Source organism: Bacteroides sp. AR29, from assembly GCF_900217715.1.
Taxonomy (GTDB): Bacteria; Bacteroidota; Bacteroidia; order Bacteroidales; family Bacteroidaceae; genus Bacteroides; species Bacteroides uniformis.
Genome location: NZ_OBMS01000012.1, coordinates 87,891 through 101,298, shown reverse-complemented (window position 1 = coordinate 101,298; position 13,408 = coordinate 87,891). Strand labels below are relative to the sequence as shown.

General features: G+C 43.8%; 11 protein-coding genes and 2 tRNA genes. 8 read left to right on the top strand and 5 right to left on the bottom strand.

The annotated features are described in order from the left end of the window. Positions 1 to 38 precede the first annotated feature (38 nt). Positions 39 to 929 (top strand): CblA family class A beta-lactamase, encoded by an 891-nt coding sequence (locus tag CSD97_RS09835; RefSeq protein WP_005837179.1) that lies wholly within the window; start codon positions 39 to 41, stop codon positions 927 to 929. Positions 930 to 959: 30 nt separating this feature from the next. On the opposite strand, the gene CSD97_RS09830 is transcribed toward CSD97_RS09835, so the two are convergent. Further along, a complete protein-coding gene (locus CSD97_RS09830; protein ID WP_044467574.1) occupies positions 960 to 1,409 on the bottom strand; it encodes a type I restriction enzyme HsdR N-terminal domain-containing protein in 450 nt (149 codons plus the stop codon). 64 nt (positions 1,410 to 1,473) lie between these two features. Here CSD97_RS09830 and CSD97_RS09825 point away from each other — a divergent pair, with 64 nt between their 5' ends. The 5 genes from CSD97_RS09825 (at position 1,474) to CSD97_RS09805 (ending at position 6,475) form a co-directional block, all read left to right on the top strand. Next, positions 1,474 to 2,250 carry an AMP nucleosidase gene (locus tag CSD97_RS09825; protein ID WP_005837181.1) on the top strand — a complete coding sequence of 259 codons (777 nt, stop codon included), beginning with the start codon at positions 1,474 to 1,476 and terminating at the stop codon, positions 2,248 to 2,250. A 42-nt stretch (positions 2,251 to 2,292) separates the two neighbouring features. Continuing rightward, positions 2,293 to 3,312, top strand: a complete 1,020-nt coding sequence (gene holA, locus CSD97_RS09820; protein WP_005837183.1) for a DNA polymerase III subunit delta — start codon at positions 2,293 to 2,295, stop codon at positions 3,310 to 3,312. 908 nt (positions 3,313 to 4,220) lie between these two features. Continuing rightward, entirely contained in the window at positions 4,221 to 4,682 is a 462-nt protein-coding gene (locus CSD97_RS09815) for a helix-turn-helix transcriptional regulator (RefSeq protein WP_098032337.1), read from the top strand. Positions 4,683 to 4,799: 117 nt separating this feature from the next. Continuing rightward, positions 4,800 to 5,576, top strand: coding sequence for a dihydroorotate dehydrogenase electron transfer subunit (locus CSD97_RS09810; RefSeq protein WP_098032336.1), 777 nt, complete (start codon positions 4,800 to 4,802; stop codon positions 5,574 to 5,576). Further along, positions 5,564 to 6,475: a dihydroorotate dehydrogenase gene (locus CSD97_RS09805; protein WP_005827775.1), complete on the top strand. Its 912-nt coding sequence runs from the start codon at positions 5,564 to 5,566 to the stop codon at positions 6,473 to 6,475. Before CSD97_RS09810 ends, CSD97_RS09805 begins: the two co-directional genes overlap by 13 nt. Positions 6,476 to 6,568: 93 nt before the next feature. Here CSD97_RS09805 and trmD read toward each other — a convergent pair whose 3' ends face one another. Continuing rightward, on the bottom strand, positions 6,569 to 7,246 hold the full coding sequence (trmD, locus tag CSD97_RS09800) for a tRNA (guanosine(37)-N1)-methyltransferase TrmD (RefSeq protein WP_005837186.1): 678 nt from the start codon (positions 7,244 to 7,246) through the stop codon (positions 6,569 to 6,571). An 89-nt stretch (positions 7,247 to 7,335) separates the two neighbouring features. Between trmD and ligA the strand changes: the two genes are divergently transcribed. Both ligA and dapA read left to right on the top strand, forming a co-directional pair. Next, entirely contained in the window at positions 7,336 to 9,333 is a 1,998-nt protein-coding gene (gene ligA / locus CSD97_RS09795; protein ID WP_098032335.1) for an NAD-dependent DNA ligase LigA, read from the top strand. Between the two features lie 103 nt (positions 9,334 to 9,436). Further along, positions 9,437 to 10,330 (top strand): 4-hydroxy-tetrahydrodipicolinate synthase, encoded by an 894-nt coding sequence (dapA, locus tag CSD97_RS09790; RefSeq protein WP_005827769.1) that lies wholly within the window; start codon positions 9,437 to 9,439, stop codon positions 10,328 to 10,330. A gap of 494 nt (positions 10,331 to 10,824) precedes the next feature. On the opposite strand, the gene CSD97_RS09785 is transcribed toward dapA, so the two are convergent. The 3 genes from CSD97_RS09785 to CSD97_RS09775 all read right to left on the bottom strand — a co-directional run bounded on the left by CSD97_RS09785 (position 10,825) and on the right by CSD97_RS09775 (position 13,368). Then, a tRNA-Arg gene (locus CSD97_RS09785) sits at positions 10,825 to 10,898 on the bottom strand. 23 nt (positions 10,899 to 10,921) lie between these two features. Then, positions 10,922 to 10,995 (bottom strand) — tRNA-Arg (locus CSD97_RS09780). A gap of 75 nt (positions 10,996 to 11,070) precedes the next feature. Further along, positions 11,071 to 13,368 (bottom strand): patatin-like phospholipase family protein, encoded by a 2,298-nt coding sequence (locus tag CSD97_RS09775; RefSeq protein ID WP_057097898.1) that lies wholly within the window; start codon positions 13,366 to 13,368, stop codon positions 11,071 to 11,073. Positions 13,369 to 13,408 lie beyond the last annotated feature (40 nt).

The following is a 13,408-nucleotide window of genomic DNA, read 5'->3' as shown; positions in this document are numbered from 1 at the left end:
TCTTTGCGTGCGAATTGCCTCTTAAAGAAATTGAAGTTATGAAAGCATATTTCATCGCCATACTTACCTTATTCACTTGTATAGCTACCGTCGTCCGGGCGCAGCAAATGTCTGAACTTAAAAACCGGATTGACAGTCTGCTCAATGGCAAGAAAGCCACCGTTGGTATAGCCGTATGGACAGACAAAGGAGACATGCTCCGGTATAACGACCATGTACACTTCCCCTTGCTCAGTGTATTCAAATTCCATGTGGCACTGGCCGTACTGGACAAGATGGATAAGCAAAGTATCAGTCTGGACAGCATTGTTTCCATAAAGGCATCCCAAATGCTGCCCAATACCTACAGCCCCCTGCGGAAGAAGTTTCCCGACCAGGATTTCACGATTACGCTTAGGGAACTGATGCAATACAGCATTTCCCAAAGCGACAACAATGCCTGCGATATCTTGATAGAATATGCAGGAGGCATCAAACATATCAATGACTATATCCACCGGTTGAGTATCGACTCCTTCAACCTCTCGGAAACAGAAGACGGCATGCACTCCAGCTTCGAGGCTGTATACCGCAACTGGAGTACTCCTTCCGCTATGGCCCGACTACTGAGAACGGCCGATGAAAAAGAGTTGTTCTCCAACAAGGAGCTGAAAGACTTCTTGTGGCAGACCATGATAGATACTGAAACCGGTGCCAACAAACTGAAAGGTATGTTGCCAGCCAAAACCGTGGTAGGACACAAGACCGGCTCTTCCGACCGCAATGCCGACGGTATGAAAACTGCAGATAATGATGCCGGCCTCGTTATCCTTCCCGACGGCCGGAAATACTACATTGCCGCCTTCGTCATGGACTCATACGAGACAGATGAGGACAATGCGAACATCATCGCCCGCATATCACGCATGGTATATGATGCGATGAGATGAGAGAGGCAAGGGGGCTATTGGTAGCTCCTCCTATAAGTTTTGATACTCGGGTATATCCTGCAGAAAAGTATAGCTGTTGTGCTCGTAATCTATGCGGCAACAATAATGCTGAAGCCCGTTGCTGACAATCAGATAATCCACTTTCAGCACCATGTTGTAGCGGGTAATCTGGTCGAAAACCTTTTGGGTGATTTCTATTTCAGGTGCCTTGTATTCCACAATCATCCGGGCGGTAAGGTCGCGCCGATAGAGCACTGTATCACAGCGTTTCTTTGTACCGTTCAGCTGTACCTGCACCTCATTTGCCATAAGCGCCTGCGGATACCCCTTGTGAGCAAGAAGAAAGTGGACGAAGTGCTGCCGCACCCATTCTTCAGGGGTCAAGGCGACATAACGACGACGGATTATATCGAAAATAACATTTTTTCCGTTCCTTGCGGCAATTTTAGCATCGAATGCTGGTAGGTTTAACGATAACATTTACTACATTTGTAAGTTAAATAATGGTTCCCGTCTTTTGGGAACACAAATTTAATGAAATCTTATGAAAACAAAAGAAGAAATCGTAGCCAATTGGCTGCCCCGTTACACAAAGCGTAACCTGGAGGATTTTGGAGAGTACATTCTGTTGACCAACTTCAACAAGTACGTAGAGATTTTCGCAGAAAAGTTCAATGTTCCCATTCTCGGTAAAGATGCCAACATGATATCTGCCAGTGCAGAAGGAATGACCATCATTAATTTTGGTATGGGAAGTCCTAATGCCGCCATTATCATGGACTTGCTGAGTGCTATCAGGCCCAAGGCATGTCTGTTTCTGGGTAAGTGCGGCGGTATAGACAAGAAAAATAGAATAGGGGACCTCATCCTTCCCATTGCCGCCATCCGTGGCGAGGGTACCTCCAACGACTACTTCCCACCTGAAGTCCCGTCACTCCCGGCATTTATGCTGCAACGTGCCGTTTCTTCTGCCATCCGCGATTATGCCCGTGACTACTGGACCGGTACCGTATACACCACCAACCGCCGCATTTGGGAACATGACGAGGAATTCAAAGAATATCTGAAGAAAACCCGTGCCATGGCTGTCGATATGGAAACAGCAACCCTATTCAGCTGCGGTTTTGCCAATCATATTCCCACGGGAGCCCTTCTGCTGGTTTCAGACCAACCGATGATTCCGGAAGGTGTAAAAACCGATAAAAGCGACAATCTGGTGACCCAGAATTATGTAAAGGAGCATGTTGAAATCGGCATCGCATCCTTGCGCATGATTATTGATGAAAAGAAAACCGTAAAACACTTGAAGTTCGACTGGTAATCCGTTACGGGACATCCCCTCGTATAGCATTTACTTTATTATATGGCAAAACAAGAAACAACCTGTGATGATATTCTAAAAGAGTTGAGAGCCAAGCAATACCGCCCCGTCTACTATCTCATGGGCGAGGAATCGTATTACATAGACCTCATCTCCGACTATATTGTAGACAACGTTCTCACTGACACCGAAAAGGAATTCAACCTGACCGTAGTCTACGGTGCAGATGTCGATATAGCCACTGTCATCAATGCGGCCAAGCGCTATCCGATGATGTCCGAACGCCAGGTCGTAGTCGTAAAGGAAGCGCAGGCCATCCGCAACATGGAGGAGCTTTCATACTACCTGCAAAAACCGTTGAACTCCACCATTCTTGTTCTATGCCACAAACATGGGGTGCTGGACAGAAGAAAGAAGCTGGCGGCCGAAATAGAGAAGGTGGGAGTTCTATTCGAATCCAAGAAGGTGAAGGATGCCCAGTTACCGGCATTCATCACCTCATACATGAAGCGCAAAGGTGTAGACTTGGATCCTAAAGCCACCTCCATGCTTGCCGATTTCGTAGGTACGGACCTCAGCCGCCTTACAGGAGAACTGGAAAAACTGATTATAACTCTTCCAAAAGGTCAGACACGCGTCACCCCCGAACAGATAGAACGTAACATCGGAATCAGTAAGGATTATAATAACTTTGAACTTCGCAGTGCCATTGTAGAAAAAGACATACTAAAGGCCAATAAAATAATAAAATATTTTGAAGAAAATCCGAAAACAAACCCTATCCAGATGACTTTATCTTTACTTTTCGGCTTCTTCTCCAACTTGATGTTGGCTTATTATGCACCCGAAAAGACGGAGCAGGGTATTGCCAGTTTCATAGGATTAAAGACTCCCTGGCAGTCGCGCGAATACCTAAGTGCCATGCGCCGTTACAGCGGAGTAAAGACCATGCAGATAATCGGAGAAATTCGATATGCAGATGCCAAATCCAAAGGAGTAGGAAATTCCTCCCTAAGCGATGGAGATATCCTCCGGGAATTGGTCTTTAAGATTCTACATTAACTTCCATACAGCATCCTTTTCCATAAAAGGGGAAAAAGCATAAAACAGACTGATTTGATATCATTATGTCATTTTTAGGGGGATTTATCCCCCTTTTTCTATTTCGGTCCTTAGCATAGACAGTAAAATAGGAGATAATAATCATATTTACAGCAAATTACGTTCATTTATAAGCTCTGAGAATCGTGTTTTTATAACGAATCGACCAATTATACAGAAATAAAGCAAGGATTTAAGTCTTGAAGACTAGAAAATAAATAAAGCATCTTATTTTCTTATTTATGTCACATCTTTTCTCCTTTAGTAAAAAGAAGAGATGGAGCAATTCAGCTTTAAATCGTCATATATGAAATCTGTTACACTTTTCAAGAGTACAATAGTTGTAATACACAACTAGGATAATTGACTATTGTGAATTTAATACATTACATAAATATCTATATGACGGACGTATTATAACATATGTAATATTATACTTGAAAACACAAATGTAATAAGTAATATTTAATATCGCAAACTGATGGTTTACAAAATAATAGAGTAGGGGTTAACCCATATAATTATAAGCAATAAATATATATATATCAATTACATACGACGATTAATCAAATTATTAAATTATATATTATATAAAATGAGCGACAAACAAATGTAATACAGCATTTACCATCAAAAAACAACTATATAATATGCTAATAACTAGACAAATATATTATTTTATTAAACTTACGATAAACACCTATTTTACTCGTAATTTGTATTATAGCATTTGTAATGATGAATATTGTAATAACAGCATTTCATTTGTGAACTTTAAAATATTACATTTTTAATTTGCTTTTGTGATGTCGTTTTTTTACTTTTGTAATCCAATAAATAACATGTACAATTGTAATAACACATAAACCATGAGTATAAAAGACAGGTTCAAAATGGTTATGGACCGGGAGAAACTGACAGCAGGAGCTTTTGCCGAGAGTATCGGCGTGGCCCAAGCCACCATTTCTCACATCTTGGGTCCGCGTAACAAATATCCAAGTACGGAAGTCATTCTCCGATTGCATCAACGATACAACGACATAAACTTGGAGTGGCTGCTTACCGGAAAAGGTAATATGAGTAATAATCCGGATTCACCCGAAAACGATGGATTCGACTATCCTTTATTCGCCGAGAATCCGGAAAATCTGTCCAACGGGCCGGAAGAATCTAAAAATCGCAAGGAAATTGCATTAGAGACAGCCCTAAAATCGCCTAAAGAGATTGTAAAACAAGAGATTATCTACAAAGAAAGACCTCCCAGAAAAATCACAGAAATAAGAATTTTCTTTGATGACAATACCTACGAGACTTTCAAATCGGAAAATTAAGGAATGAGAATGGAAATAGACTAACGCCCCGGCATAAAAAAGAAACGGGTTCATTTTATTCTGCACTCGGTTTACACTATCTTTGCACCCGAAAGAAAAACATCCCTCTTTATAGATATGAAAAAGTATATTTTAGATCTGACAGTGACAGAGAACCTCCGCTTGCATGCCAACTACGTGTTGTTGAAGCTGACTTCTCCATCCCCACTTCCGGAAATGCTTCCGGGACAATTTGCAGAGATTCGCGTGGACGGCTCGCCTACCACTTTTTTGCGCCGCCCCATCTCCATCAATTATGTAGATAGACAACGGAACGAGGTCTGGTTCTTAATCCAACTTGTAGGCGACGGAACCAAGCGATTAGGAGAAGCAAAAGCAGGCGATATAATCAATGTAGTGCTTCCGTTGGGAAACTGCTTCACAATGCCTGAAAAGCCCTCAGACAAGCTCTTATTGGTAGGTGGAGGTGTAGGTACAGCTCCTATGTTATATTTAGGCGAACAGCTCGCCAAGAAAGGTTGCAAGCCAACATTCCTGCTGGGTGCCAGAAGTGACAAAGATTTGCTTCAATTGGAACAATTTGCCGCCTATGGCGAGGTGTATACCACCACCGAAGATGGCAGCCACGGAGAGAAGGGATACGTAACACAACACTCCATATTAAATAAGGTGTACTTTGAGCAGATATATACTTGCGGCCCCAAACCGATGATGATGGCAGTAGCAAAGTATGCCAAAAGTAAAGGCATCAGTTGCGAAGTATCTTTGGAAAATATGATGGCGTGTGGCATAGGCGCTTGTCTATGCTGTGTAGAAAATACCACGGAAGGTCATTTGTGCGTATGTAAAGAAGGTCCGGTTTTTAATATAAACAAACTATTATGGCAGATTTAAGTGTAAATATTGGTGAATTACAAATGAATAATCCGGTGATGACTGCATCCGGAACATTCGGATATGGTGAAGAATTCGCCGATTTCATCGAACTATCGCGAATAGGCGGTATTATTGTAAAGGGAACCACTCTTCACAAACGTGAAGGCAATCCATATCCGCGCATGGCAGAGACTCCTTCGGGTATGTTAAACGCTGTGGGACTGCAAAATAAGGGTGTTCATTACTTTGTTGAACACATCTATCCCCGCATCAAGGACATTCAGACCAACATGATTGTGAATGTTTCGGGTTCTGCCATCGAAGACTATGCCGAAACAGCCGCAATCATTAATGAGCTTGACAAAATTCCTGCCATAGAATTGAACATCTCTTGCCCCAACGTGAAGCAAGGAGGAATGGCATTCGGTGTTACCGCCAAGGGCGCCGAAGAAGTGGTGAAAGCCGTGCGCTCAGTTTACAAAAAGACACTTATCGTAAAGCTCTCCCCGAACGTTACCGACATCACTGAAATAGCCCGCGCAGCCGAAAATGGCGGTGCAGACAGTGTTTCCCTCATCAATACCCTGCTGGGAATGGCTATAGACGCGGAACGCAGGCGTCCGATACTCTCCACTGTAACCGGTGGCATGTCCGGTGCGGCCGTGAAACCCATTGCCTTACGTATGGTATGGCAAGTAGCCAAAGCGGTAAAAATCCCCGTCATAGGCTTGGGAGGTATCATGAACTGGAAAGATGCTGTGGAATTCATGCTTGCAGGTGCCTCCGCCATCCAGATTGGTACGGCAAACTTCATTGATCCGGCGGTTACAGTGAAAGTGGTAGAAGGAATAAATGACTATCTTAACAGACACGGTTATCAGTCTGTAAAGGATATTATCGGTGCACTCGAGGTATAAAGAATAACAAGAGATCGCCATTCGCAATATATATTCATAAAAAAGGACATTCATTGACGAATGTCCTTTTTCTTTTTATTTACATCAGTAAACTTACTCTCCCAACAAATCCGGACGCAATCTACGGGTCCTTTCCAACGACTGTTGCAGCTCCCATTCCTTAATCTTGGCCTCATGTCCGGAAAGTAAAATATCCGGAACCTTCCATCCATTGTAATCAGCGGGACGTGTATAGACCGGTGCGGCCAGCAGATTGTCCTGAAAAGAATCTGAAAGTGCAGACTGCTCATCGGAAATCACTCCCGGAATGATACGGACGATGGCATCTGCCATGACAGCCGCCGCCAGTTCTCCGCCAGTCAACACATAGTCGCCGATACTGATTTCCTTGGTAATGAGATGCTCGCGAATCCGGTAATCTATCCCTTTGAAATGCCCGCAGAGAATGATGAGATTCTGGGCAAGGGAAAGAGTATTTGCCATCGGCTGATTGAACTGCTCACCATCGGGGGTCGTAAAGATAACCTCGTCATAATCCCGCTCGGCCTTCAAGGCGTTGATACACCGCTCTATCGGCTCTATCTTCATGACCATTCCGGCAAAGCCGCCAAACGGATAATCGTCTACACGACGGTACTTATCTTCCGTATAATCACGAAGATTATGGATATGTATCTCTGCAAGCCCTTTATTTTGAGCACGTTTCATAATGGAACAGTTGAAGAATCCCTCAATCATCTCCGGCAAAACTGTGATAATGTCAATACGCATATAACTTTATTTTAGCTATTTCAAGCTGCAAAAGTACAAATATTCGGGGAGAAACCCGTATTTTTGCGTTCAAACAATCCGGAAACCCTATGACTGTAAAAGAAAAAATAGACCGGCTCCGTGCGGAATTACACCAGCACAACTACAATTATTATGTGCTGAATGCTCCTGAAATATCCGACAAGGAGTTTGACGACCTGATGCGCGAGCTACAAGACTTAGAGAAAGAACATCCTGAATACCAAGATGATAATTCGCCCACGATGCGTGTAGGAAGTGATTTGAATAAGAACTTCACACAAGTGGCACACAAATATCCCATGCTTTCATTGGGAAACACTTATTCCGAAAGTGAAGTGACCGACTTCTACGAACGGGTAAAGAAAGCGTTGAATGAGGATTTTGAAATCTGCTGCGAGCTGAAGTATGACGGTACTTCCATCTCGCTGACTTACGAGGATGGCAAACTGGTGCGTGCCGTCACCCGTGGCGACGGCGAAAAGGGCGATGACGTGACGGACAATGTAAAGACAATCCGAACGATTCCACTGGTCCTCCATGGGGATTATCCTAAATCATTCGAAATCAGAGGGGAAATCCTGATGCCCTGGGTGGTTTTCGAAGAACTGAACCGGGAAAAGGAAGCACGTGAGGAACCGCTTTTCGCCAATCCGCGCAACGCTGCTTCCGGTACCTTGAAGTTGCAGAATTCCGCCATCGTAGCATCCAGAAAGCTGGATGCTTATCTCTACTATCTATTGGGAGAGGAATTGCCCTGCGACGGCCATTACGAGAATCTGCAAGCCGCCGCCAGCTGGGGATTTAAAACATCAGAGCACACCAGAAAAGCCCACAGCCTGGAGGAAGTCTTCGAATACATCAATTATTGGGACACGGAGCGTAAGAACCTTCCGGTAGCTACTGATGGTATTGTACTAAAAGTCAACAGCTTGAGACAACAAAAGAATTTGGGATTCACAGCCAAGTCCCCCCGGTGGGCCATCGCATACAAATTCCAGGCAGAACGTGCACTGACACGCTTGAATAGGGTTACCTACCAAGTAGGACGTACCGGCGCAGTCACTCCGGTTGCCAATCTGGCCCCCGTACAACTGTCCGGCACCATTGTGAAACGTGCCTCCCTGCACAATGCAGATATTATCGAGGGGCTGGACCTGCATATAGGCGACATGGTGTATGTGGAAAAAGGCGGTGAAATCATCCCCAAAATAACCGGTGTCGATAAGGATGCCCGCAGTATGCTTATCGGTGAAAAAGTGAAGTTTATCACCCATTGTCCCGAATGCGGCAGCAAACTGATACGTTTTGAAGGAGAAGCAGCCCACTATTGCCCCAATGAAACCGCTTGTCCTCCGCAGATTAAAGGGAAAATAGAGCATTTCATCAGCCGCAAAGCCATGAATATAGACGGACTGGGACCTGAAACAGTAGATATGTTCTACCGATTGGGACTGATAAAGGATACTGCAGATTTATACCAGCTCAAAACCGATGACATCAAGAACCTGGAACGGATGGGCGAAAAATCGGCAGAAAACATAGTCAACGGTATTGCGGCAAGTAAAGAAGTGCCATTCGAAAGAGTGCTCTTTGCACTGGGCATACGCTTCGTGGGAGAAACGGTTGCCAAGAAAATAGCCAAGTCCTTTACGGACATCGAAGAGCTGGAAAACGCAGACCTCGAAAAGCTGAAAAACATCGATGAAATCGGTGAAAAAATAGCGCAAAGCATTATAACCTACTTCTCCAATCCTGCCAACAAAGAGCTGGTGGAACGGCTGAAATCGAACGGTCTGCAACTCCACCGGACGGAAGAAGACCTCAGCGGATACACCGACAAACTGGCGGGCCAGTCCATTGTCATCAGCGGCGTATTCACCCACCACTCACGGGACGAATACAAAGAGATGATTGAAAAGAACGGTGGGAAAAACGTCGGCAGTATCTCCTCCAAAACCAGCTTTATCCTGGCCGGAGAAAATATGGGACCTGCCAAACTGGAGAAAGCGCAGAAACTGGGGGTAAAGATTATGAGCGAAGATGAGTTTTTGGCATTGCTATCCTAACAAATTTCCACAAAAAGCTTTTTTATGGCTTATATTTGTAGGGTAAATCGAAAAAATTCGTACTTTTGCGAGTCATTTAATTAGAGATTACTTTATAATACTCATGATACAGACAAGATTGAAAGGAATGGGGGTAGCGCTGATTACTCCATTTAAAGAGGATGAAAGCGTTGATTACGATGCGTTGATGCGTTTGGTAGACTATCAACTTCAAAACAATACCGACTTTTTATGTGTGCTCGGCACCACGGCAGAAACTCCGACTCTGACTGAAGAAGAGAAAAAGAAAATCAAGAAAATGGTCATCGAGCGAGTGAACGGAAGAATTCCTATCCTGCTGGGCGTAGGTGGAAACAACACCCGGGCCATAGTGGAAACACTGAAAAATGACGATTTCACCGGAGTAGATGCCATTCTATCCGTCGTTCCATATTACAACAAGCCATCGCAAGAAGGTATATATCAGCATTATAAGGCCATTTCTGAAGCAACGGATTTGCCGATTGTGCTTTATAATGTCCCCGGTCGTACCGGCGTGAACATGAAGGCAGAAACAACCCTGCGCATTGCACGTGATTTCAAGAATGTGATAGCCGTCAAAGAAGCTTCGGGCGACATCACGCAGATGGATGACATCATCAAAAACAAACCGGCCAATTTCGACGTTATTTCGGGCGATGACGGCATCACCTTCCCTCTGATTACCCTGGGGGCCGTCGGCATTATCTCGGTCATCGGAAACGCGTTCCCACGTGAGTTCAGCCGTATGGTACGTCTGGCACTGCAAGGGGACTATGCCAATGCATTGACCATTCACCACAAATTTGCCGAATTATTCAAGCTTCTGTTTGTAGACGGCAACCCTGCCGGAGTAAAAGCCATGCTGAATGTAATGGGAATGATTGAGAACAAGCTCCGCCTGCCATTGGTGCCGACCAGAATCACTACTTTCGAAGCCATGCGCAAGATTCTGGATGAATTGAACATCAAATGCTAAGGCCTTATACCGCCCCTATAGGATATTAATTTCCAGCATACAACATATTAATATCAGATATGCAAGGAGTTAATTTTGTGGAAACACGGAATTAACTCCTTCTTTTTTTCCTATGTGACTATATTTATCAGTACAATAATCCCAAAACAGTCTACTGATTACGTTATAAAGCAAAAAGACATCTGGTTAAATCGAGAAAAAGACGTCTCTAGCTCAATCAAGACAAGACTATTATTTCAGCTAATCTATTAGTTCACAACACTGAACACTTTGTTTCAGCAGAGAAAAACACTTTGTTTTTATATGATGGAACAAAGTGTTCTGTCAAGGGAAACAAAGTGTTCTCCATAATGAAACAAAGTGTTTAGTTAAGGGAAACAGTTTGTTTCATTATAGAGAACACGCGCCAGTGCCATACAAGGGGAGAACATCAACTATATGCCATTGCTGTAAAAACAAAGAACCTCCGCAAGTTTTCTTGCGGAGGTTCTTTGTGATCGCGACAGGATTCAAACCTGTAACCGGCTGATCCGTAGTCAGCTACTCTATTCAGTTGAGCTACGCGACCCTTAAAAAAATTATGAAAACTTGTGACCGCGACAGGATTCAAACCTGTAACCGGCTGATCCGTAGTCAGCTACTCTATTCAGTTGAGCTACGCGGCCTCTTTGTTTAACGGGTGCAAAGATACGTACTTTTTCCGAATTAGCAAACGATATACAAACTTTTTTTGAAGAAATTTATTCGACAAAGCGATAATTAAACAACTGCCAGCCAATGGTCATCCCCACATTCCACTCCCTTCTCGGTGAGCTATAATGATTTACATAAGCAGAGATGGCTCCGAAGGGCAAATGACAAATAACAGAAACTTCTCCCATATACTCAAAGCGGGAGAATGCTTTTCCATAATATGCTTTATTCAATGCATTCTTTTTTATCGGAAAAATCGGTGTAAAGCCATAAAATTCTGTCCGGAACTGGAACATGTCGTTCAAAACATATATGGGTTTGATACCGGCAGCCACATACTGGTTGGCACGAAAAGCTTCATTGTACATCAGTTTACTATGCGGAGTCGGTGCAAATTCTCCTGCCTGCATCATGGTTGCCGTATAATTCTCAGAGAAATTCTTCGATGAATACAGTGCTTCTGCCATCCATCCCAGGGTGAATTTCGGCCCCATCGTGTGATATGCCTCTTTCATATAAGAGATTTGTAACCATGATTGCCGCTCTTGCGGAGAAGGACTGTACCCTTCTTGCGGATTCCCCGGTTCAAATCTTTCCCTCCCGGTAAATACCTGGGCTATCAGTTTCTCCAGATAACCTTTTGTCGCGTATTGCCGCGTATTTAGGGTGCTCCCATAGAAACCGATGGAACCTCCCAAAAGTTTGTAGGTACTTCTGTCCGAACGGTCCTTATCGAAATCTATTACGCTGGATTGAAAGTAGTTATCTTCCAGTTGGCCATATCCCAGACTGAACTCCGCACGCTTATTGGCCAAAAACGGCAAGGCAACCATCAACTTCACAAAACGTTCGTCCTTTGAATTGAATGAAGGTTTGTCATTCCTGGAAAACAGCTTGTCCTTCTTGTAGTAATCGAAGGTACTGATTGAAGCAATAAAACGAAAGGACGTAGGTATGTTGGTAGGCAAATCAATCTTACCCATCAACTGGGCATTATTATAAATCTTACCCAACTGACCGTCAAAAGTGATTTCCTTGGAATAATAATTCAAGTTCTGATATCCTATTCCCAAATAGATTTGATTTGAGCTCGTGGTAGAGACACTGCCCCCCAGACGCACGGAAAAATTATCCTCCATCTTCACCTTCAAATGCAGCTCATACAAATCGGATTCCGAATCATACACAGCATGAGGAACTATTTCCGAAATCATATTATCTGCCAGCAAACGAAAATACCCGCGCTTCAAGTCTTCATAAGTAAAGACTTCATGCTCTTCATCATGGAACTCTTTTTTGATGTAGGCTTGCTGTTGGGCATTCGCCCCTTCAATAATAATATCCCGAAAACGGAATTGAGGCAGGTTACTCCGGAAGACAAGGCGCCTCAAACGCACATTATCAGCATTCACCCTACGGTGAACACGGCTTTTGATGGAATCCATCATATTAAGAGTACGGTTGTAGCCTATATCGTGCAATTCCTGCAGACGGTCAAAATCCAGCAGGTTGACATCATCGTACTTGAAGGTCATGACTATGCCCAATGAGTCCGGAATGGAATAATCGGTCTTCTGCATAATCATATTCTCCAATTGGCTCATCAGGTCATTCTCCTTCGGCTTACCGGGATTTGCCGCCACCACACTGCCAATGATGACATCCGGATGAAAATCCTCCCGCATCACATCCGTAGGGAAATTATTGTAAATGCCGCCATCATAAGCAAGCGTACTGTCTATTTCTATCGGTTTGAAGACAAATGGAAAGCTCATGGAAGCACGTACCGCATCTCCCAAATCCCCTTTACTCAATACCAATGGCTTTTTATTGTACACATCGGATGCTATACAGCGAAAAGGAACAAACAGTTTGTTGAAATTACCGCCACATGCAGCCGTAGCACGTGCAAACAATTCCACAAATACCAGGTTCATCTGTATGGGGTTGACCATGCTTGTGGGAAGTATCTGGGGCTTTATATGCAGCGAGTCCCTAAAAGCAAAACGGATATTAAAAAATTCCGGTGAAGGACGATTCTTCTTAAAATAATACTCGTATTTAGGCTCCACTTTGCCCGAATACCAACGCTTAAAGTCGGGAGAGCGCAACAGCGCCTCCATATCGTCCGGGGAATACCCCATAGCATACAGAGAACCGATGATAGCTCCCATAGAGGTTCCGGTTATATAATCAATGGGGATATTATTCTCTTCCAAAGCCCGGATAATGCCTATATGAGTCATGCCTTTTGCTCCACCGCCACTCAGTACAAGCCCCACTTTCTGAGCTTGTAAAATAAAGCCACATAGAAGAAACGAAAAAAACAATAAAACTCTTTTCATAACTATGCTATTCCGAGTAAGATAAATGTTCATTGCCCCA

Bases quoted from the DNA above. Each gene is read 5' to 3' on its own strand.
- CSD97_RS09805 (WP_005827775.1), top strand. From the start codon at position 5,564: ATGGCAGATTTAAGTGTAAATATTGGTGAATTACAAATGAATAATCCG.
- CSD97_RS09825 (WP_005837181.1), top strand. From the start codon at position 1,474: ATGAAAACAAAAGAAGAAATCGTAGCCAATTGGCTGCCCCGTTACACA.
- ligA (WP_098032335.1), top strand. From the start codon at position 7,336: ATGACTGTAAAAGAAAAAATAGACCGGCTCCGTGCGGAATTACACCAG.
- dapA (WP_005827769.1), top strand. From the start codon at position 9,437: ATGATACAGACAAGATTGAAAGGAATGGGGGTAGCGCTGATTACTCCA.
- CSD97_RS09830 (WP_044467574.1), bottom strand. From the start codon at position 1,409: ATGTTATCGTTAAACCTACCAGCATTCGATGCTAAAATTGCCGCAAGG.
- CSD97_RS09775 (WP_057097898.1), bottom strand. From the start codon at position 13,368: ATGAAAAGAGTTTTATTGTTTTTTTCGTTTCTTCTATGTGGCTTTATT.
- CSD97_RS09810 (WP_098032336.1), top strand. From the start codon at position 4,800: ATGAAAAAGTATATTTTAGATCTGACAGTGACAGAGAACCTCCGCTTG.
- trmD (WP_005837186.1), bottom strand. From the start codon at position 7,246: ATGCGTATTGACATTATCACAGTTTTGCCGGAGATGATTGAGGGATTC.
- CSD97_RS09835 (WP_005837179.1), top strand. From the start codon at position 39: ATGAAAGCATATTTCATCGCCATACTTACCTTATTCACTTGTATAGCT.
- holA (WP_005837183.1), top strand. From the start codon at position 2,293: ATGGCAAAACAAGAAACAACCTGTGATGATATTCTAAAAGAGTTGAGA.
- CSD97_RS09815 (WP_098032337.1), top strand. From the start codon at position 4,221: ATGAGTATAAAAGACAGGTTCAAAATGGTTATGGACCGGGAGAAACTG.